Genomic DNA, 20,906 nt, shown 5'->3' on the forward strand with positions numbered 1-20,906 from the left:
CAGCACAGCTGCCTCTGCCACCATGAATAAAACCACCCGCAGGTGGCTTTATTCATCAATCAGCTGGCGACAAGTCGGCCACCCTGCCTGCTAAACCAGCTGGAAGGGATAGACCGAACCCAGACGCAAAATCTGCGTCAGCTCGTCCAGCGCAGCGCGGCACTCGTTCAGCAAGGATGGATCAGCCAGGTCATCCCCGCTCAGGCGGTCACGATAATGCCGTTCTACCCAGTCATTCAAGGTCAGGAACAGCGGCTCGCTCATCATCACACCCTGGTTGACGGCCGCAATTTCGCTGCTGGACAAGGCCACACGCAAGCGCAGGCAGGCCGGTCCGCCGCCATTCTGCATGGACTGCTTCAGATCGAAGACGCGGATTTCATTGATCGGGCCGCCGCTCGCTATCATCTTTTGCAGATAGCTCCATACGCGCTCGACATTGCGGCACTCTTCCGGCACCACGATGATCATGCTGCCATCGGCCTTGGACAGCAGCTGACTGTTGAACAGATAGCTCTTCACCGCCTCGGTCACGCTCACTTCGGCATCCGGCACTTCCACCGAGACAAACTTCCCCCCCACGGCAGCCAGCTTGCGCGACAGCTCTTCCAGCACGCGCGGCTGGTCGAGGAAGGACTTCTCGTGGTGGAACAGCACATTGCGGTTACCCACCGAGATCACATCGTTATGGAAGACGCCGGCATCGATGGTGGCCGGGTCTTGCTGGGCATATACCACGCCGGATTCGGACAGGCCATGCAGCCGGGCCACCGCCTGGCAGGCTTCCAGCGTCTGCCGCGCCGGGAAGCGCTGCGGTGCCGGATAGCGGCCATCAAAGGCTGCCGCGCCGAACACGAAGAACTCCACCCCGGCAGCATCATATTCCGCACAGAAGCGGGTATGGTTGGCTGCGCCTTCGTCGCCAAAGTGCATTTGCGCGGGTAGCGCTTCGTGCACCATGAAGTGCTGCTCATCGGCAAACATGGCCGACAGCAGACGACGGGTGGTGGGATGCTCGATGGAACGATGGAACTTGTTGTTCAGATTGGCCGGGGTAAAGTGCACGCGCCGGTCGGCGGTATCACCGGACGGGCTGACCGTGGCAGCATTGGCCGTCCACATGCAGGAGGCCGACGAGGCTGCCGCCAGAATGGCCGGTGCTTCCTTGGCCGCCCGTGCCACGACTTCACCATCGCTACCGGAGAAACCCAGCCGGCGCAGGCTGGCCACATCCGGCCGCTCATGCGGGGCGAGCACACCCTGCTTGAAGCCCAGATCATGCAGCGCCTTCATCTTGGCCAGGCCCTGCTTGGCCGCCAGCCGGGGGTTGGACTGCGCCTTGGTATTACTGGTGGAGGCTACATTGCCGAAGGACAGGCCGCTGTAGTTGTGGGTCGGGCCAACCAGGCCGTCAAAATTCACTTCATAGGCGTTCACAGTGTAATCCCCGGAGAAAGTTGAGCAGGCACGGTCAGGCTGTCGCACTCCAGCGAAGCAACCGGGTAGGCACAATAATCGGCGGCGTAATAGGCGCTGGGACGATGATTACCGGAAGCACCGATACCACCGAACGGCGCGGCACTGGAAGCACCGGTCAAGGGCTTGTTCCAGTTGACTACACCGGCACGGCTTTCCAGCAGATAGCGCTCGTACAGCGCACGGCTGTCAGACAGCACACCGCCGGCCAGACCAAAACGGGTGTCATTGGCGATGGCGATGGCCTGGTCAAAATCCGCGTAACGGATAACTTGCAGCAGCGGGCCGAAGAATTCCTCATCCGGCCGTGCCACGGCCGTGGTATCGATGATGCCGGGCGACAGGATGGCGGCATCCGGCGTCAGGAGACGCATTTCCAGCAGGCTGATGCCACCGCTGGCCAGCATGGTGGCCTGGGCCTTGAGCAGGGCTTCGGCAGCGGCATTGGAAATCACCGCCCCCATGAAGGGAGCCGGTTGCTCGTCATACTTGCCCACCTTGAGCTTGGCCGTCACTTCTACCAGCCGTGCCAGCAGTGCATCGCCCCAGGCACCTTGCGGCACCAGCAGGCGGCGTGCACAAGTACAGCGCTGTCCGGCGGAGACAAAAGCTGACTGGACAATGTGGTGCACGGCGGCATCGACATCGGCCACGTCTTCCACGATCAGCGGATTGTTGCCGCCCATTTCCAGCGCAACGATCTTGTCCGGCTGACCCCCAAAATTACGGTGCAACAACTCGCCAGTTGCCGAGCTGCCGGTAAAGAACAGGCCATCAATGCCCGGATGGCCAGCCAGTGCGATGCCGGTTTCGCGTGCGCCCTGCAGCAGCGCAACCACGCCGGCCGGCAACCCTGCCTCAGCCCACAGGCGTACGGTTTCCTGCGCCGTCCACGGCGTCAGTTCCGATGGTTTGAACAGCACACAGTTGCCTGCCAGCAAGGCCGGAACAATGTGACCATTCGGCAGATGGCCGGGGAAATTATACGGGCCAAACACGGCGACCACGCCATGCGGCTTGTGGCGCAGCACCGCCTGGGCATCGCCCATGGCGGCGGCGCGCTCGCCGGTGCGCTCTTGGTAAGACTTCACCGAGATTTCCACCTTGTTGACCATGGTGGTGACTTCGGTCAGCGCTTCCCACAGCGGCTTGCCGGTTTCCTTGGCAATAATGGTGGCCAGCGCATCCTTGTTGGCCGTCAGCAGTTCGCCAAAACGACGGGCGATGGCGATACGTTCATCCAGTGCAGTACGTGCCCAGCCCTTGAATGCCTGACGCGCCGCACTGACTGCAGATTCCACCTGTGCCGCACTGGCACCCTGCCCTTGCCAGATCACTTCGGCGGTGGCCGGATTGGTCTTGCTCAGGGTTTCGCCGGCACCGGCCAGCCATTGTCCATTGATAAACAGGGTGCTCATACAGTCTCCTTGGGCGACAGCGCCACTACGCGCACATGCTCGCCTTCCTGCACGTTCAGGGCCTGCGCCTGTTCCGGTGTCAGGAAGAATTCATGGGTGGGTGCCGGAGCTTCGGCCAGAATGACCCGGAAGCCGGTCAGCGATGCATTCGACACCAGATAATGACAACGCTCGCCCGCCGGCAGCGGGTCAGCCAGCTTCACCGCCAGGGTGCGGCTTTCCTTCACCGCGCGGATTTCACTGGTATAGGCCTGCACGGTAGGACCGGCATCAAAAATGTCGACATAGCCTTCGTAGCGGAAACCTTCCGACTCCAGCATGGCGACCGCCGGACGGGTGTTGTCGTGGGTCTTGCCGATGACGGCCTGGGCATCTGCCGGCAGAAAATCCACATACACCGGATGCTTGGGCATCAGTTCGGCGACAAAGGCTTTCTGGCCAACACCGGTCAGGTAATCCGCTTCGGCAAAATCGATGGAGAAGAAGTGCCGCCCCAACCCTTCCCAGAAGGGCGAACGGCCTTCGGCGTCGGATACGCCGCGCATCTCCGCCACCACGGTTTTGCCGAACAGCTGCGGGAATTGCGCCAGAAACAGAAAGCGGCTCTTGGACAGCAGGCCGCCGTTGCGGTTGGCGCGGAAGTCCGGATGCAGGAACAAGGTGCACAGCTCGGAGTAACCGGTGTGGTCGTTGGACAGGAACAGGGTTTCGTGGCGCGAATACACCCCCAGCTCGTCCGAGGCATGCACAATGGTGCCCACGCGGTAGTTGTACCAGGGCTCTTTCAGGCCGACGGCAGCCTCCAGTGCGCAGATGCCGCCAACCTGGCCGGTCTCGCTGTCTTCCAGTACGAACACATAGCCCTGATCGGCACGATCCAGCTCGCCAGCAAAGGACAACACCGAACGGCTGATGCGGCGCGACAGCCGCTCTTCATTCACCGGCAGCGAAGTCAGACCCACACCGGCGCTGCGCGCCAGATTCATCAGACCAGCCAGATCGCCATGGGCGATGGGACGGATAATCATCATGCTGCTTCTCCTCAGCCTTGCTGCAAACCGACGACGCGCACAGTGTCACCACTGCCCACACCCAGGGCCTGGGCCGCGTCGGGGTTGATGAAGGCCACGCCATCGACCACCGCCACCCGTATGGCTGCGGCGGCAAAGTCGCCTACCTGTTGATTGCATACCAGATGCACGCTGGCCTGGGCCGGCAGGCTGGCCGCCACCTCGACCGGATAGCAGCGATTGCGCTCCAGTGTCTGCAGGCGATCCAGCTCGGCAGTCAGCACGGCACCCCCATCGAAGATGTCGATGTAGTTGTCGGCCTCGAAACCCTCCGTGGTCAGCAACTGACAGGGCCGCTCGAAATTGGCATGAATCTGGCCGATGGCGTTTTGCGCATCATCCGGCAACAAGGGTACATAGATGGGGTAGCTGGGCATCAGCTCGGCAATGAAGGTCTTGCTGTGGCCGACAAAAGCCTGCTCCACCTGCAGGAAATCCATATTGAAGAAGCGACGGCCAATGGCGTTCCAGAATGGCGACTGACCGGCATCGTCGTGAATGCCCTGCATCTCGGCAATGATGCGCCGGCCAAAGCGCGCCCGTGCCGTGGCAACAAACAGCAGGCGGGCCCGCGACAGCAATTCGGCCGCAATGGGCTCCAGTGCAGCATCGGCATAAAAGCCACATAGCTGCACCATGCCGGTGAGGTCGTGGCAGATGTTCAGCACATGCACGCGGTTGTTCACCTTCAAGGTGCGCGAGGCATGGACGAAGGTTTCGCTGCGGTAGCTGTAAAAGGGCTCGTCAAAGCCGGCACAGGCGCTGATGGAGGCGGTGCCGACCACTTCGCCGGCCGACTCCAGCACGAACATATAATATTCGCTGCCGGTTTCGGCGGTGGCTTCAAACTCGAAGGACGACGCAGACTTCTGGATGCGTTCGAACAGCTTGTCGCGGTTATTGGGCAAGCTGGTCACACCGATACCACTGGCAACGGCCAGGCGTTCGATGGCCGGCAGATCGGCAGTGCGGACGGGGCGCACGATAAACATGGGAACCTCCCTCTGGGGGAAAGCCGCTACGCCGTAGCACAGGCGCAGCCGTACCCGCAGCCCCGGAAAAACCCGGGCTGCGGTATCTCTTGCTGGGGAAAACGGGCTTACTTGGCGGCGACGAGTTCAGCCACAGCAGCATCAAAGCGCTGCAGGGCTTCATCGATATCGCGCTCTTCCACCACCAACGACGGTGCCAGACGCACAACATTCAAACCAGCAACCAGCAGCAGCAGTTGATGCTTGCTGGCGGCGTTGACAAAGTCCTTGGCGCGGCCAGCATATTCATCAGTCAGCACGCAGCCAAGCAGCAGGCCCATGCCACGTACTTCCTTGAACACCTGATACTTGGCATTGATGGCATTCAGGCCATCACGCAGACGCTGGCTCTTGGCGCGTACGCCGTCCAGCACTTGCGGGGTGTTGACGATTTCGATGACCTTGAGCGCAACGGCAGCGGCCAGCGGGTTGCCGCCATAAGTCGTACCGTGGGTGCCCACGGAGAAGCTCTTGGCAATTTTATCGGTAGTCAGCATCGCACCCACCGGGAAACCGCCGCCTAGCGACTTGGCGCTGGACAGGATGTCCGGGGTCACACCGTATTCCTGATAGGCATACAGCGAGCCACTGCGGCCGACGCCGGTTTGCACTTCATCAAAAATCAGCAGGGCATTGTGCTGGTCGCACAGTTCGCGCGCAGCTTGCAGGAAAGCCTTGTCGGCCGGCAATACACCGCCCTCGCCCTGCACCGGTTCAATGACCACGGCGCAGGTCTTGTCGTTGATGGCTGCCTTGAGCGAATCGATATTATTGAATTCGAAGTGGCTGATGCCGGCCGGCACCGGGGCAAAGCCCTCGGTGTACTTGGGCTGGCCACCCACGCTTACCGTGAACAGGGTACGGCCGTGGAAGGAGTTCTTGCAGGAAATGATTTCATTCTTTTCCGGGCCGAAATGGTCGGCGGCGTACTTGCGCGCCAGCTTGAAGCAGGCTTCGTTGGCTTCGGCACCAGAGTTACAGAAGAAGGCACGGTCGGCAAAGGTGGCGGCAGTCAGTGCCTGTGCCAGTTTCAGCACCGGCTCGTTGGTGAACACATTGGACACATGCCACAGCTTGCCGGCCTGTTCGGTCAGCGCAGCCACCAACTCAGGGTGGCAATGGCCCAGCGAATTCACGGCGATACCACCGGCCAGATCAATGAATTCGCGACCATCCTGATCCCAGACGCGGGAGCCCAGGCCCTTGACCGGAATAAAAGCCGCCGGGCCGTAGTTGGGTACCATGACCTGGTCGAAATCAGCGCGGGTGATCGAATTGCTCATCTTTATAGTTCCCTTCCTGCAGAGTCCTCCGCTCCTGCCTGTGGTCCTGGGCAGAAAACGGCATTGTTATGATTTAATACGCTTGAAATGATTCTAATCGAATCACCAAGCCAACCCATATCCGGTTTGCGACATCAGCTTATAAAATTACTTGACCTATCTCAAAGCAGCCAAATCAGCACAATCCACATTTTTTTCAATCACTTGCAGCACATTCCACCGCTAGCGACCCGGCATTCCGGTCCGATAAGTCAATTTATCTGACCAACACTGCCGCAATGGCGACATGCAACAACAGCTTGCCGGCCAGCACTCCCCCGCCATGACCACCGCTACACAAGCAGCAAAAACCATCATGCCGGTACGCTACAGGCGTAAGAAAGCCCGCATTGCTGCGGGCTTTCTTGTTTCCGGCAAAGCGGAATTACTGCTGGGTTTTCAGACCAAAGGAGTCGGCGGTTTCGCGCGCTACCTTGGATTCATCTTCCAGCAGGGCCTTGATGGACAGGCGGATACGGCCACGATCATCCATTTCGATGGCCTTGACCTTAACGATCTGACCTTCCTTCAGATAGTCGGACACATTCTTGATGCGCTCGTTGGCGATCTGCGAAATGTGAACCAGACCATCTTTGCCCGGCAGGATGGAAACGATGGCGCCAACGTTGTTGTCGAGAATCTTCACCACGGTGCCTTCGTAGATCTTGCCTACTTCGACTTCAACGGTGATTTCCTCGATGCGCTTCTTGGCAGCTTCGGCACCTTCGCCGGAGATGGAAGCGATGGTGATGGTGCCATCTTCATCGATGTTGATCTCGGTACCGGTGTCCTTGGTGATGGAGCGGATGGTTTCACCACCCTTGCCGATCACTTCACGGATTTTCTCCGGGTTGATCTTCATCACGTACAGACGCGGAGCGTGGGCGGACAGCTCTTGCGGGCCATCCACGGCTTCCTTCATCAGACCCAGGATATGCTCACGGCCTTCCTTGGCCTGAGCCAGGGCAACCTGCATGATTTCCTTGGTGATGCCCTGGATCTTGATGTCCATCTGCAGCGCGGTGATGCCTTCGGCAGTACCGGCCACCTTGAAGTCCATGTCGCCCAGGTGATCTTCATCACCCAGGATATCGGTCAGCACGGCAAAGCGGTTGCCTTCCAGGATCAGACCCATGGCGATACCAGCCACATGCGCCTTCAGCGGCACACCGGCGGACAGCAGCGACAGGCAGCCACCGCAAACCGAAGCCATGGAGGACGAACCGTTGGACTCGGTGATTTCCGATACCACGCGCATGGAGTAACCGAATTCGGTTTCCGGCGGCAGTACGGCGATCAGCGCGCGCTTGGCCAGACGACCGTGGCCGATTTCACGACGCTTCGGCGGGCCCATGCGGCCGGCTTCACCGGTGGAGTACGGCGGGAAGTTGTAATGCAGCATGAAGCGTTCGGTATACTCACCGGCCAGCGCGTCGATGATTTGCTCATCTTGCTTGGTGCCCAGCGTGGTCACCACCAGACCCTGGGTTTCGCCACGGGTAAACAGGGCGGAACCATGGGTACGCGGCAGGACATTGCTGCGAATGCTGATCGGACGCACGGTGCGGGTGTCGCGACCGTCGATGCGCGGTTCGCCGGCCAGAATCTGGCCACGCACGATTTCCGCTTCCAGACCCTTGAAGATACCCTTGATCTCGTTAGCCTTCAGGGTGTCGGTTTCTTCATTGATCAGCGCAGCCTTGACGTCGCCCCAGGCTTCGTTGATGGCCACGGTACGGGCTTGCTTCTGACGCAGGCGGAAGGCTTCGGCCAGTTTGGCACCGGCAATGCCGCGCACCTGGGCGATCAGCTCTTCGTTCTGTACCGGAGCGGCCCAGTCAAACATCACCGGGTTCACTTCGTCAGCCAGTTCGTTGATGGCCTTGATGGCGGACTGCATTTGTTCGTGACCGAACACTACAGCACCCAGCATCACGGCTTCGGACAGTTCCTTGGCTTCGGATTCCACCATCAGCACGGCACGTTCGGTACCGGCAACCACCAGATCCATGGCGGAAGTCGCCAGTTCGGTCTTGGTCGGGTTGAGGATGTACTCACCGTTGGCGTAACCCACGCGGGCGGCACCGATCGGGCCAGCAAACGGCAGGCCGGAGATGGCCAGCGCGGCGGAAGCACCAATCATGGCCGGGATGTCGGAATCCACTTCCGGGTTCAGCGACAGCACGGTGGCCACGATCTGCACGTCGTGATAGAAGCCTTCCGGGAACAGCGGGCGGATCGGACGGTCGATCAGGCGGCTGGTCAGCACTTCCTTCTCGGACTGCTTGCCTTCGCGCTTGAAGAAGCCACCCGGGATCTTGCCGGCAGCGTAGGTACGCTCCAGGTAGTCAACGGTCAGCGGGAAGAAGTCCTGGCCCGGCTTGATATTTTTGCCGCCAACAACGGCTACCAGCACCACGGTTTCATCAACGGATACAATAACGGAGCCGGAAGCCTGACGCGCTACTTCGCCGGTTTCCAGGGTAACGGTCTGGTTACCATACTGAAACGATTTGGTAATTTTATTGAACACAGGGCATCCCTTAGTCAAAATATGTTTTTTCAAGCTGAAAACACAACGGGAACCCCTAAAAATTCAGACCGACCGCGATCAAAATTTCTAGAGGCTCCCCCCGTTGTCACAGTAATACAGCGTGCTTGAAGGCCAGCGTGAAAAAGTCGCAGACTTGCTGCGACTTTTTCAAACCTGAACCAATTACTTGCGCAGACCCAGACGGGCAATCACGGCGCGGTAGCTGTCAGCATCGGTGCGCTTGAGGTAGTCAAGCAGACGACGACGACGGCTAACCATTTTCAACAGACCACGACGGCTGTGGTGATCCTTGGTGTTGGCCTTGAAGTGCGGGGTCAGATCGTTGATACGAGCGGTCAGCAGTGCGATTTGCACTTCGGACGAACCGGTATCGCCTTCCTTGTGTTGGAAGTTTTTAACGATTTCTGCTTTTTGGGTGGCGGTCATTGCCATTTTGGGTAACTCCAAATCAGGTAAGGATCTTGCGATCCGACAAGTGCAGCGAGCCGGTTGCCCAACCCATCCGCACTTCGCTAGCAGGCTGCCTGTTTGACAGCCAGCAGTCTGATCGGGTGCAGCATGTCATCATCACGCACCTCGGCCAGACCAAGAAATTCCGCATTTACATCGCTGTAAACCCGGAAGCGCGTCATTTTCTCACAGTTGCTGGCAAAACGCACGGCCTGTCCATGAATAAAACGCCCGACCATGGCTTCATCCAGCGTGGTGGCAGGAAAATGTTGCACCAACACATCGGCAGGCAGCAGCAAAGCCTCGCGCCCGGCCATGTCCAGCGCTTCGACTGCCACCAGGGTGTGCGCCTCGGACAGCTGAAAGCCACCGGTGGTGGTGCGGCGCAAACCGGTCAGGTGGGCAGCACAACCCAGTGCCAGCGCAATGTCTTCTGCCAGGGTACGTATATAAGTGCCCTTGCTGCACAAAACATCGATCACCGCCTCGACACCGTCAAAGCTGATCAGCTTGAGCGAGTGGATGGTGATGCGGCGCGGCTCGCGATGGATTTCAATGCCTTCGCGGGCATATTCATACAGCGGTTTGCCCTGGTGCTTGAGCGCCGAATACATCGGCGGCACCTGGCTGATCTCGCCGACAAACTGCTGCATCACCTGCAGCAGGCCTGCCTCATCAAAGGCAATCGGACATTCACGAATGACATCGCCTTCGATGTCACCGGTCGTGGTGGCCGCACCAAAGCGCACCGTGGCGCGGTAACCCTTGTCCGCATCCAGCAGATAGGAGGAAAACTTGGTCGCCTCCCCCAGGCACATCGGCAACAGGCCAGTGGCCAGCGGGTCCAGCACGCCGGTATGACCGGCCTTGGCCGCATTGAGCAACCAGCGCGCCTTTTGCAGCGCATTATTGCTGGAGATATCGTAAGGCTTGTCGATCAGCAGCACGCCATCAATCTGGCGGCGGTTGCTGCGCGGCTTGCTCATTCCTCGCTACCTTCCTGCTCTTGTGTAGCCGTTGCGCTCTCGCCTTCACCTGCACTAAATTTCTCGGCATCTTCACGCGCCACCTGATTGATCAGGCTGGTCATGTGCATGCCGCGCGATACCGACTCGTCGTAGACAAAGTGCAGTTGCGGCGTGGTGAACATCTTGATGCTGCGACCCAGCTCGGAGCGCAGGAAACCGGCGGAGTGATCCAGCGCTTCCTGGCTGACTTCGCGGGTTTTTTCATCCATCACGGTGTAGAACACCTTGGCGTGCGAGTAGTCACGCGTCACCTGCACGGCGGTAATGGTGATCCAGCCCACGCGCGGGTCTTTCAGACCGGTGCGGACCAGTTCGGCCAACTCGCGCTGAATCTGCTCAGCAATACGGTCGGAGCGGGAGAAACCTTTTCTGGCTTTGGCCATGATTTCCATCCTGTCGGTATAAAAGCGGCCAACAGCCAGCCGGGCAGATACCCGGCCTTGTGTCAGCCGCCTTGAATGCAAAAGGCGAGCGCCTTCGAGCCTGAGCCCGAAGCGCGCCCGCCGGGGAGCTGCCGCTTACAGCGAGCGAGCCACTTCCACGATTTCGAAAGCTTCCAGTTGGTCGCCTTCCTGGATGTCGTTGAAGTTCTTCAGCATCAGGCCACATTCGTAACCCTGCTTCACTTCCTTCACGTCGTCCTTGAAGCGCTTCAGCGAGTCCAGTTCGCCGGTATGCACCACCACGTGGTTGCGGATCAGACGGATCGAAGCGCTGCGCTTGATCAGGCCGTCGGTCACCATACAACCCGCGATATTGCCTACCTTCGACACCGGGATCACCTGACGGATCTCGACGGTACCCAGGATTTGTTCCTTCTTCTCCGGAGCCAGCATGCCGGACAGGGCTGCTTTCACCTCGTCTACTGCATCGTAGATGATGCTGTAGTAACGGATGTCCACGCCTTCGTTTTCGGCCAGCTTGCGCGCAGCGGCGTCAGAGCGGGTGTTGAAGCCGATCACGATGGCCTTGGAGGCAATCGCCAGGTTGATGTCCGATTCCGAGATACCACCCACGCCGGAGTGCAGGATGCTGACACGCACTTCGTCGGTGGACAGTTTCTGCAGGCTGCCGGCCAGGGCTTCGTAGGAACCCTGCACATCGGCCTTGATGATGATGGACAAGGTTTGCACCTCGCCACCGCCATCGGCCATCTGGGCAAACATGTTTTCCAGCTTGGCGGCCTGCTGCTTGGCCAGACGTACGTCACGGAACTTGCCCGCACGGAACAGGGCGATTTCACGCGCCTTGCGTTCGTCGGTCAGCACCATGGCATCTTCACCGGCTTGCGGCACGTCGGACAGACCCAGAATTTCTACCGGGATGGCCGGGCCAGCGGTGTCGATGGCCTTGCCGTTTTCGTCCATCATGGCGCGAACGCGACCAAATGCCGTACCAGCCAGGACCACATCGCCCTTCTTCAGGGTGCCGGACTGAACCAGCAGCGTGGCAACCGGGCCACGACCCTTGTCCAGACGGGCTTCCACGATGATGCCCTTGGCCGGGGCTTCGATCGGTGCATTCAGCTCCAGCACTTCAGCCTGCAGCAGGATGGCTTCCAGCAGCGCATCGATGTTGGTGCCCTGCTTGGCAGAGACTTCGATGAACTGGGTATCGCCACCCCAGTCTTCCGGCACCACTTCGTGCGAAACCAGTTCCTGACGGATGCGTTCTACATTGGCACCCATCTTGTCGATCTTGTTGACCGCCACCACCATCGGCACCTTGGCAGCCTTGGCATGGTGAATGGCTTCAATGGTCTGCGGCATCACGCCGTCGTCGGCAGCCACGACCAGCACCACGATGTCAGTCGCCTTGGCACCACGGGCACGCATGGCGGTAAACGCTTCGTGACCCGGGGTATCCAGGAAGGTGATCATGCCGCGCGGGGTTTCCACGTGGTAAGCACCGATGTGCTGGGTAATGCCACCGGCTTCGCCCGCAGCCACTTTGGCGCGACGAATGTAGTCCAGCAGCGAGGTTTTGCCGTGGTCGACGTGACCCATGACGGTTACTACCGGCGGACGCGGCAATACAGCCACTTCCACTTCTTCGCCTTCCGGCTTTTCCAGGTAGGCTTCCGGATCATCCGCCTGTGCCGCACGCGGCTTGTGGCCCATTTCCTCCACCACGATCATGGCGGTTTCCTGGTCCAGCACTTGGTTGATGGTCACCATCATGCCCATCTTCATCAGGACCTTGATCACCTCGACGGCCTTGACGGCCATGCGGTGAGCCAGATCGGCGACGGAGATGGTTTCCGGCACCAGCACTTCATGAATGATGGGTTCAGTCGGGGCCTGGAAAGCATGCTGATTGTTCTGCTTGTGCTTGCCCTTGCCACCGCGGGATTTCCAGTCGCTGCCGGCATCGCCGCCCTTGGTCTTCAGACCACGGCCCTTCTTGCCTTCTTCCCAGCGCTCGTTACCCTTCTTGGCGCCGCCCTTCTTGGCATCCGGACGACCGGCTACCGTAGCAGGAACGACCGGAGCTCCCGGCGCTGCAGCCGGACGCGGGCCACGGTTGTCAGCACCAGCCGGACGCGGACCACGATTGTCGGCACCAGCCGGGCGCGGGCCACGGTTGTCACCAGCCGGACGCGGACCACGGTTGTCGCCAGCCGGGCGCGGGCCACGGTTGTCGCCAGCCGGACGCGGACCACGGTTGTCGGCACCAGCCGGACGCGGGCCACGCTCATCACGGCGCTCGTCGCTGCGCGCTTCAACCGGCTTCGGTGCTTCAACCGGCTTGGGAGCCGGTGCCGGTGCCGGTTGCTGGGCAGCCAGACGAGCAGCCTGACGGCGCTCTTCACGTTCGATCTTTTCGCGCATCAGCTCTTGCTGACGGGCACGGAAAGCAGCCTGACGCTTTTCTTCCGCTTCACGGGAGGCTACTTCTTCCGGCGACAGAATGGAGGCCACGGTGCGTACCGGAGCCGGAGCCGGCTTGGCAGCAGGTGCAGCTTCCTTGGCCGGGGCTTCCGCAACCGGAGCTACCGGTGCGGCGGGCTTGGATTCCACCTTGGGTTCAACCTTTACTTGCGGTTCCGGCTTTGCTTCCGGCTTGACTTCAGCCGGCTTGGTCTCTGCCGCCGGAGCGGGGGCAGAAACAGGTTCGGCGGCCTTGGCTACCGCAGCGGCAACCGGCGCAACTTCCGCCGGAGCAACTGCCGGACCATCTTCCGGGCGAACCACGACACGCTTCTTGCGCGTCTCCACTTTTACCGTACTACCGTCTGCGGTCTTGATTTCACTGGTGGACTTGCGGGTCAGCGTAATACGCGACTCATCACGGGCGCCATGCGAACGCTTCAGGTAGTCAAGAAGCTGGGATTTATCCTGCTCAGAGAGCGTATCATCCGGCGCGCGCTTGGCCACACCCGCTGCACGAAGCTGTTCCAGCAATCGTTCAGGCGTGAGGTTCAGCTCACCGGCAAACTGTTTTACATTCGTCAATACCATGCGTCTTCCCAAATTCCGTAAATACTTCCCGAAGAAGCCTTACTGGTTGAACCAGTGTTCGCGCGCTTTCATGATGATTGCACGTGCAGCTTCAGCTTCAATGCCGGTCATGTCCACCAGATCGTCGACGGCCAGATCGGCCAGATCATCTCGCGTGGACACGCCGTTTTCGGCCAACTTGCGAACCAGTTCGGCATCCAGACCCTCGATATCCTTCAGGTCTTCGGACACACCTTCGACTTTCTCTTCGGACGCAATGGCCTGGGTGAGGATGGCGTCACGTGCACGGCTACGCAGCTCATTCACCAACTCCTCGTCAAAACCGTCGATCTCCAGCATCTCGGCGATCGGCACATATGCCACCTCTTCCAGGGTGGCGAAACCCTCTTGCACCAGAACAGTGGCAGTTGCTTCATCCACGCTCAGGCACTTGACGAACAGATCACGCAATTGCGCGTCTTCCGCCTGGTGTTTCTCTTCCGCTTCGGTAACCGTCATGATGTTCAGGTACCAGCCGGTCAGCTCGGCAGCGAGCTTCACGTTCTGGCCACTGCGACCGATGGCCAGCGCCAGTTGGTCTTCCTCGACCACCACATCCATGCTGTGGTTGTCTTCGTCGATCATGATGCGGTTGACTTCGGCCGGGGACAGCGCGTTGATCACGAACTGTGCCGGCTCCGGTGCCCACAACACGATATCGATACGCTCGCCAGCCAGTTCCTGGGTCACGGCCTGAACGCGGGAGCCGCGCATGCCGATGCAGGTACCTTGCGGATCGATGCGGGCATCGTTGGCCTTGACGGCGATCTTGGCACGCAAACCGGCATCGCGGACGGCTTCCTTGATCTCCAGCAGGCCTTCTTCGATTTCCGGCACTTCCAGTTCGAACAGCTTGATGATGAACTGGCTGGAAGTACGCGACAACACCAGCTGCGGACCACGACCCATGCGGTCGATGCGCAGCAGGAAGGCCTTGACGCGGTCACCCACGCGCAGGTTTTCCTTCGGAATCATCTGATCGCGAGGCAGTACGGCTTCCAGCTTGCCGCATTCGATGATGGCATTGCCACGTTCGATACGCTTGATGGTGCCACTGACCAGATGTTCGCGACGCTGCAGGAACTCATTCAGCAGCTGTTCGCGCTCGGCATCGCGGATGCGTTGCAGGATGACCTGCTTGGCAGTCTGCGCACCGATGCGGCCGAATTCGACCGCTTCCATCGGCTGTTCGATCACGGCACCCACTTCGATGCGCGGATCATCATCACGCGCGTCGGTGATGGTGAGTTCACGGCTTTCGTTTTCGATCAGCTCGTTCTGCACCACCGTCCAGCGGCGGAAAGTCTGGTACTGCCCGGTATGGCGGTCGATTTCGACACGCACATCCATTTCGTCATCGGTAAACTTCTTTTTGGTTGCCGAAGCAAGCGCCATTTCAAGGGCGGAAAAGACCACGTCCTTGCTGACGTTCTTCTCGCTTGCCAGGGCATCAACCAGCAACAAAATCTCGCGACTCATGCATTCCTCCGAATTTTTGTCCTTATGCGTGGCGTCAGAGCCCGCCTCCGCTCAAAACTCAGGCTCTAGCCTGGCTTTGTCGATATTGGTCAGGGCAATTGCCACGATGCGGCCGCCGTCCACTTCCAGTTTGACGGCGCCATCTTCAACCCCAGCAAGACGACCGGCAAACTTCTTTTGCTGCTCGACCGGCATGCGCGTCTTGATCTTGGCAAGCTGTCCGGCAAAGCGCACGAAGTCGGCCTCTTTCTTGAGAGGACGATCCAGCCCCGGGGAGGAAACCTCGAGCCGTTCGTAATTAACGTTTTCAACCGTAAACAGACGGGTAAGGTGGTTGCTTACCAGCACACAGTCTTCCACCGTGATACCACCGGGCTTGTCCATAAACACGCGATAACCGCCACCCTGGGTCATTTCGAAATCGACCAGCTCATAGCCTAGACCTGGCAGGGTGTTTTCCAGCAGCAAACGAACATCCATTGCTTCTTTCCACAAATAAAAAATGGGCGAAACGCCCATCCCTAAACATCGCGATTGTAACCCATTCCCGCGAAAAAGAAAACCGAAGCCTGTCAAGCCCCTACCCGCCGCCACAGCGCGCAGGTCCTGCGCTTTGCGCGAGTTTTTTACATACTGTAAATTAGCCGCAACCCGACGAAGTGCGGGTATATAAGAACGGGCGCAATGCCCGGTCGAAAATTCAGAAACAAATATATAGAAGACGCTCGCCTGCACGACAACTGCCGGCGCGGCACTCTCGAATCAGCACGATGGAGAAACCCTAAGATATGGAAAAGGTTTGGCTAAAGAATTACCAGCCGGGGGTACCACACGAGATCGACATCAACCAGTTCCAGTCGATTGTTGAGGTGTTTGATCGCAGCGTAACGAAGTTCCGCGACCGGCCAGCCATGGCCAATATGGACAAGGTGCTGAGCTATGGCGAGCTGCAAACGCTGACCGTGCAGTTTGCGTCCTTCCTGCAAAACACGCTGAAGCTGCAAAAAGGCGACCGCGTGGCCGTGATGATGCCCAATCTGCTGCAGTATCCGGTGGCCGTGTTCGGCACGCTGCGTGCCGGCGGCACCGTGGTCAACGTCAATCCGCTGTACACCCCGCGCGAACTGGAACACCAGCTCAACGACTCCGGTGCCGAAACCATCGTCATCCTGGAGAACTTCGCCAATGTGCTGCAAGACGTGATCGGCCGCACCAAGGTCAAGAACGTCATCATTGCGTCGATTGGCGACATGCTGGGCTTCCCCAAGCGGCTGCTGGTGAACTTCGTGGTGCGCAAGATCAAGAAGATGGTGCCGGCATGGCAACTGCCCGGCCACATCGGCTTCAACGACGCCCTGGCAGCGGGTGCATCGCATAGCTTCAAGCCGGTACAGATCGGCCATGAAGACATCGCCTTCCTGCAATACACCGGAGGCACCACCGGCATCTCCAAGGGTGCCATGCTGGTCCACCGCAACATCATTGCCAATATGCTGCAGGCCGGCAGCTGGGTGAAGCCGGCGGCGCGCGAGGGGCAGGAAGTCATCATCACCGCCCTGCCGCTGTACCATATCTTTTCGCTGACGGCCAACCTGATGGTGTTCACCGAATTGGGCGCGCTGAATATCCTGATCACCAATCCGCGCGACATCCCCGGCTTTATCAAGGAGATCAAGAAATACCGCGTCACCGCCATGACCGGGGTGAATACCCTGTTCAACGCGCTGCTGAATAATCCGGATTTCCTGACTGTCGATTTCTCCAGCTGGCGCTTGGCACTGGGTGGGGGCATGGCGGTGCAAAAGGCCGTGGCCGACAAATGGAAACAGGTCACCGGCGTCACTCTGGCCGAAGCCTATGGCCTGACCGAAACCAGCCCCGCTGCCTGCATCAACCCGCTGGACATCAAGGCCTACAACGGCACCATCGGCCTGCCCGTTCCCTCCACCGATATTGAAATCCGTGGTGCGGATGGCCAGGCGCTGCCGCAAGGTGAGCAGGGTGAGCTGTGCATCCATGGCCCGCAAGTGATGAAGGGCTACTGGAACCGACCGGACGAAACGGCCAAGATCATCGACGAGCGCGGCTTCCTGGCCACCGGCGACATGGCCATGGTGACACCGGAAGGCTTCGTCAAGCTGGTGGACCGCAAGAAGGACATGATTCTGGTATCCGGCTTCAATGTTTACCCCAATGAAGTGGAAGACATCATCGCCAGCCACCCCGGCGTGCTGGAAGTGGCCTGCATTGGCATACCGGACGACAAGTCCGGCGAGGTGGTCAAGGTATTCGTGGTGAAAAAAGACCCGACCCTGACGGAAAAAGATGTCATCCACCATTGCCGGGAAAACCTGACCGGCTACAAGGTACCCAAGATGGTGGAGTTCCGCAGCGAACTACCCAAGACCAATGTCGGCAAGATCCTGCGCCGCGCACTGCGCGACCAGGAGGTCGGCAAACAGGCCTGAGCCAGCCAAGCCCGCCCCGGCGGGCTTTTTTCTTGCTGTCGCTCGTCGCCGACTGCAGGCACAATACGGCTATAACAAGGACAGTGTGCCGTCCGCCACAACACATCTCTTGTCTATCGGGAATACCAACCATGCTGATGCTGCCGTTCTTCAAGCTGATGGCCGACAAACAGGCCAGCGACATCTTTTTCACCGCTGATGCACCGCCACAGATCAAGATCGACGGCGTGACCCTGCCCATCAACGACAAGCCGCTGTCCGCCGACATCGTGCGCCAGCTGGCCTACAGCCTGATGAACGAGGTGGAAATCGCCACCTTCGAGCGCGAACTGGAAATGAACTTCGGCCGTCTGGTCGACACCCTGGGCAACTATCGCGTCAACATCTTCAAGCAACGCGGCACGGTGGCCATGGTGGTGCGCTTCATCCGCCCCAGGATTCCGTCGCTGGCCGAGCTGAACCTGCCAGACAAGCTGCAGGAACTGGTCCTGCAAAAGCGTGGCCTGATCATCGTGGTGGGTGCCACCGGCAGCGGTAAAAGCTCGACCGTGGCCTCCTTGCTGGAGCATCGCAACCAGACGCAGTCCGGCCACATCCTGACCGTGGAAGACCCGATCGAATTCGTTTACCGCCATCAAAAATCCATCGTCAACCAGCGTGAAATTGGCGTGGACACCTTCTCCTATCAGAACGCCCTGAAGAACGCCATGCGCGAAGCGCCGGACGTACTGATGATCGGCGAGGTCCGCGATGCGGAAACCATGACCCACGCCATCAATTACGCGCAGTCCGGTCACCTGTGCCTGAGCACCCTGCACGCCAACAACAGCTATCACATGCTGAACCGTGTCATCAGCATGTTCCCGACGGAAAGTCGCAATGCCTTGCTGATGGACCTGTCGGTCTCCTTGCGCGCGGTGATTTCGCAGCGCTTGATTCCCACCAAGGACGGCAAGCAGATCCCGGCGCTGGAAATCCTGATCAATACCCCGCACATCGCCGAGCTGATCCGCAACGGCGACGTGGACCAGATCAAGGAAGCCATCGAAAACAGCATGAGCGAAGGCGCGCAGACTTTCGAGCAGTCCTTGTTCCGGCTTTATCAGCAAGACCGCATCCTGCTGGACGACGCCTTGAAAAATGCCGACTCGCCCACCAATCTGTACTGGCTGATCAACCATGCGCAGAACAAGCAGACCGAAGCGCAAACCGCCAGCAAGCAACAGCAGGAGCGGCAGGACAGCGACAACACGGCCACCAGCTTTGACGGATTCACCCTGGATTTATAAAACAAGCACACACACATGATCACCCTCTACGGCATCCCCAATTGCAATACGGTCAAGAAAGCCCGCCAGTGGCTGACCGAACACCAGATCGACTACGTGTTTCACGACTTCAAGAAACAGGGCGTCAGCGCCGCGCAGCTGCAAGGCTGGATAGACGCCATCGGCCTGGACAAGCTGATCAACCGCCAGGGCACTACCTGGCGCGGCCTGAGCGAAGAACTGAAAGCACAGGCGGCCAGCGCAGCCGGTGCCATCGCCATCCTGCAAGCACAGCCCTCCATCATCAAGCGTCCGGTACTGGAGCGCGCCGGCACCGTCAGCGTGGGCTTTAACGAAGCGCAATGGGCCGCGGAGTTCGGCGCATGAGCAAAACACTAGACCTCACCTGCGAACTGATCCGCCGCGACTCGGTGACCCCGCGTGATGCCGGCTGCCAGCCGCTGCTGGCCGAGCGTCTGCAGGCGCTGGGTTTTGTCATTGAAAACATGCGCTTTGGCGATGTGGACAATCTGTGGGCGCGCCGTGGCAATAGCGGCCCGCTGCTGTGCTTTGCCGGCCATACCGACGTAGTGCCGAGCGGCCCGACCGAACAGTGGGACAGCCCGCCGTTCGAGCCGCGCCAGCGCAATGGCCTGTTGTACGGCCGGGGTGCGGCCGACATGAAAGCCTCGCTGGCTGCCTTCATCACCGCCATCGAAGCCTTTGTCGCCGATCACCCGCAGCACAGCGGCAGCATCGCGCTGCTGCTGACCTCGGATGAAGAAGGCGTGGCCACCGATGGTTCGGTCAAGGTAGTGGATACGCTGGAAGCACGCGGCGAGCTGATTGATTACTGCATCGTCGGCGAACCCACGTCGGACCAGCTGCTGGGCGACACCATCAAGAATGGCCGCCGTGGCTCGCTGTCCGGCCGGCTGGTGATCCACGGCATCCAGGGCCACATTGCCTATCCGCACCTGGCCAAGAACCCGGTACACCTGATGGCCCCGGCACTGGCCGAGCTGGCCAGCACCGAGTGGGACCAGGGCAATGATTTCTTCCCACCCACCAGCTGGCAGGTATCCAACATCCACGCCGGCACTGGCGCGGTGAACATCATTCCCGGCCTGTGTGAAATCCGCTTCAATTTCCGTTTCAGCCCGGAAAGCACGGTGGAGTCGCTGAAAGACCGCGTGCACGCCATTCTGGATCGCCACGGCCTGGGCTATGAACTGCACTGGTCGCTGTCCGGCATGCCTTTCATCACCGCCCCTGGCGCACTGACCGATGCCCTGAGCAGCGCCATCCGGCAGGTCACCGGGCAGACTGCAACGCTCTCCACCACCGGCGGCACATCAGATGGCCGCTTCATCAAGCGCATCGCGCGCGAGCTGGTGGAATTCGGTCCGGTCAATGCCACCATCCACAAACTGAACGAGTGTGTGGAAGTGGCCCACCTGGAACCATTGGCGGAAATCTACCAGCGTACGCTGGAACAGCTGCTGCCAGACTGAAACCTCCCCCGGCCAGCACCGGCCTATGGCTGCGACCTGGCCGGATAGCACAGCGGGCAAGCCGGATTAGCGCATTTCAGCGCGTACTTGTTAAGCAGGCTATGCAACTGGCCGGAGGCATCGAGACATTGGTATTGCCCGGCGGCGGCCGGCTGCACCACCGCAGCGGGCTCTGTCTGCTGTGGCGGCCAGGCTGGCCGCTTGCGTGCCAGCAAGCAGCAGGAATGACACGCCGTAGTCATTCGCTTGTGTCATGATTTGCTCACCTTGTTTCGGCCCATCATCCCGGCCAGTGTAGCATTGCCGACACAGCCAGCCGCCCTGATCG

16 protein-coding genes are annotated in these 20,906 nt (G+C 59.8%); 4 read left to right on the forward strand and 12 right to left on the reverse strand.

What is annotated here, in order from left to right; genetic code table 11:
• Positions 1-90: 90 nt before the first annotated feature.
• The 12 genes from astB to rimP all read right to left on the reverse strand — a co-directional run bounded on the left by astB (position 91) and on the right by rimP (position 15,808).
• Complete coding sequence (gene astB / locus FAZ30_RS18955) at positions 91-1,437, reverse strand: N-succinylarginine dihydrolase (RefSeq protein ID WP_124643643.1); 1,347 nt, start codon at positions 1,435-1,437, stop codon at positions 91-93.
• Positions 1,434-2,894: a succinylglutamate-semialdehyde dehydrogenase gene (astD, locus tag FAZ30_RS18960; RefSeq protein WP_124643642.1), complete on the reverse strand. Its 1,461-nt coding sequence runs from the start codon at positions 2,892-2,894 to the stop codon at positions 1,434-1,436. The genes astB and astD overlap by 4 nt, the downstream gene beginning before the upstream one ends.
• Positions 2,891-3,925, reverse strand: a complete 1,035-nt coding sequence (astA, locus tag FAZ30_RS18965) for an arginine N-succinyltransferase (protein ID WP_124643641.1) — start codon at positions 3,923-3,925, stop codon at positions 2,891-2,893. The genes astD and astA overlap by 4 nt, the downstream gene beginning before the upstream one ends.
• Positions 3,926-3,936: 11 nt before the next feature.
• Positions 3,937-4,956, reverse strand: coding sequence for an arginine/ornithine succinyltransferase subunit alpha (gene aruF, locus FAZ30_RS18970; RefSeq protein WP_124643640.1), 1,020 nt, complete (start codon positions 4,954-4,956; stop codon positions 3,937-3,939).
• A 107-nt stretch (positions 4,957-5,063) separates the two neighbouring features.
• Positions 5,064-6,278, reverse strand: a complete 1,215-nt coding sequence (locus tag FAZ30_RS18975; RefSeq protein ID WP_137010026.1) for an aspartate aminotransferase family protein — start codon at positions 6,276-6,278, stop codon at positions 5,064-5,066.
• A gap of 424 nt (positions 6,279-6,702) precedes the next feature.
• On the reverse strand, positions 6,703-8,850 hold the full coding sequence (gene pnp, locus FAZ30_RS18980; protein ID WP_124643638.1) for a polyribonucleotide nucleotidyltransferase: 2,148 nt from the start codon (positions 8,848-8,850) through the stop codon (positions 6,703-6,705).
• A 183-nt stretch (positions 8,851-9,033) separates the two neighbouring features.
• The gene (gene rpsO, locus FAZ30_RS18985; RefSeq protein ID WP_103523461.1) at positions 9,034-9,303 is read right to left on the reverse strand and encodes a 30S ribosomal protein S15; all 270 of its coding nucleotides are present in this window, start codon (positions 9,301-9,303) and stop codon (positions 9,034-9,036) included.
• Between the two features lie 80 nt (positions 9,304-9,383).
• Positions 9,384-10,307, reverse strand: coding sequence for a tRNA pseudouridine(55) synthase TruB (gene truB, locus FAZ30_RS18990; RefSeq protein ID WP_137010027.1), 924 nt, complete (start codon positions 10,305-10,307; stop codon positions 9,384-9,386).
• The gene (gene rbfA, locus FAZ30_RS18995; protein ID WP_137010028.1) at positions 10,304-10,732 is read right to left on the reverse strand and encodes a 30S ribosome-binding factor RbfA; all 429 of its coding nucleotides are present in this window, start codon (positions 10,730-10,732) and stop codon (positions 10,304-10,306) included. The genes truB and rbfA overlap by 4 nt, the downstream gene beginning before the upstream one ends.
• A 135-nt stretch (positions 10,733-10,867) precedes the next feature.
• A complete protein-coding gene (infB, locus tag FAZ30_RS19000) occupies positions 10,868-13,810 on the reverse strand; it encodes a translation initiation factor IF-2 (protein ID WP_137010029.1) in 2,943 nt (980 codons plus the stop codon).
• Between the two features lie 39 nt (positions 13,811-13,849).
• Entirely contained in the window at positions 13,850-15,328 is a 1,479-nt protein-coding gene (nusA, locus tag FAZ30_RS19005) for a transcription termination factor NusA (RefSeq protein ID WP_103523458.1), read from the reverse strand.
• 51 nt (positions 15,329-15,379) lie between these two features.
• Positions 15,380-15,808, reverse strand: coding sequence for a ribosome maturation factor RimP (rimP, locus tag FAZ30_RS19010; RefSeq protein WP_059286748.1), 429 nt, complete (start codon positions 15,806-15,808; stop codon positions 15,380-15,382).
• 308 nt (positions 15,809-16,116) lie between these two features.
• On the opposite strand from rimP, the gene FAZ30_RS19015 reads away from it, so the two are divergent.
• The 4 genes from FAZ30_RS19015 to dapE all read left to right on the forward strand — a co-directional run bounded on the left by FAZ30_RS19015 (position 16,117) and on the right by dapE (position 20,578).
• The gene (locus FAZ30_RS19015; RefSeq protein WP_137010030.1) at positions 16,117-17,796 is read left to right on the forward strand and encodes a long-chain-fatty-acid--CoA ligase; all 1,680 of its coding nucleotides are present in this window, start codon (positions 16,117-16,119) and stop codon (positions 17,794-17,796) included.
• 131 nt (positions 17,797-17,927) lie between these two features.
• A complete protein-coding gene (locus FAZ30_RS19020; RefSeq protein ID WP_124643633.1) occupies positions 17,928-19,085 on the forward strand; it encodes a PilT/PilU family type 4a pilus ATPase in 1,158 nt (385 codons plus the stop codon).
• Between the two features lie 15 nt (positions 19,086-19,100).
• Entirely contained in the window at positions 19,101-19,451 is a 351-nt protein-coding gene (locus tag FAZ30_RS19025; protein WP_124643632.1) for an ArsC family reductase, read from the forward strand.
• Entirely contained in the window at positions 19,448-20,578 is a 1,131-nt protein-coding gene (gene dapE / locus FAZ30_RS19030) for a succinyl-diaminopimelate desuccinylase (RefSeq protein ID WP_124643631.1), read from the forward strand. Before FAZ30_RS19025 ends, dapE begins: the two co-directional genes overlap by 4 nt.
• Positions 20,579-20,906: the final 328 nt, after the last annotated feature.

Origin of the sequence: Aquitalea aquatilis (assembly GCF_005155025.1) — a bacterium.
Classification (GTDB): Bacteria; Pseudomonadota; Gammaproteobacteria; order Burkholderiales; family Chromobacteriaceae; genus Aquitalea; species Aquitalea aquatilis.

Excerpts from the sequence above, each read along its gene's own strand:
- rimP (WP_059286748.1), bottom strand. The coding sequence starts at position 15,808 with ATGGATGTTCGTTTGCTGCTGGAAAACACCCTGCCAGGTCTAGGCTAT.
- infB (WP_137010029.1), bottom strand. The coding sequence starts at position 13,810 with ATGGTATTGACGAATGTAAAACAGTTTGCCGGTGAGCTGAACCTCACG.
- nusA (WP_103523458.1), bottom strand. The coding sequence starts at position 15,328 with ATGAGTCGCGAGATTTTGTTGCTGGTTGATGCCCTGGCAAGCGAGAAG.
- truB (WP_137010027.1), bottom strand. The coding sequence starts at position 10,307 with ATGAGCAAGCCGCGCAGCAACCGCCGCCAGATTGATGGCGTGCTGCTG.
- aruF (WP_124643640.1), bottom strand. The coding sequence starts at position 4,956 with ATGTTTATCGTGCGCCCCGTCCGCACTGCCGATCTGCCGGCCATCGAA.
- dapE (WP_124643631.1), top strand. The coding sequence starts at position 19,448 with ATGAGCAAAACACTAGACCTCACCTGCGAACTGATCCGCCGCGACTCG.
- rpsO (WP_103523461.1), bottom strand. The coding sequence starts at position 9,303 with ATGGCAATGACCGCCACCCAAAAAGCAGAAATCGTTAAAAACTTCCAA.
- rbfA (WP_137010028.1), bottom strand. The coding sequence starts at position 10,732 with ATGGCCAAAGCCAGAAAAGGTTTCTCCCGCTCCGACCGTATTGCTGAG.
- FAZ30_RS19020 (WP_124643633.1), top strand. The coding sequence starts at position 17,928 with ATGCTGATGCTGCCGTTCTTCAAGCTGATGGCCGACAAACAGGCCAGC.
- FAZ30_RS19025 (WP_124643632.1), top strand. The coding sequence starts at position 19,101 with ATGATCACCCTCTACGGCATCCCCAATTGCAATACGGTCAAGAAAGCC.
- FAZ30_RS18975 (WP_137010026.1), bottom strand. The coding sequence starts at position 6,278 with ATGAGCAATTCGATCACCCGCGCTGATTTCGACCAGGTCATGGTACCC.
- astA (WP_124643641.1), bottom strand. The coding sequence starts at position 3,925 with ATGATGATTATCCGTCCCATCGCCCATGGCGATCTGGCTGGTCTGATG.
- astD (WP_124643642.1), bottom strand. The coding sequence starts at position 2,894 with ATGAGCACCCTGTTTATCAATGGACAATGGCTGGCCGGTGCCGGCGAA.
- FAZ30_RS19015 (WP_137010030.1), top strand. The coding sequence starts at position 16,117 with ATGGAAAAGGTTTGGCTAAAGAATTACCAGCCGGGGGTACCACACGAG.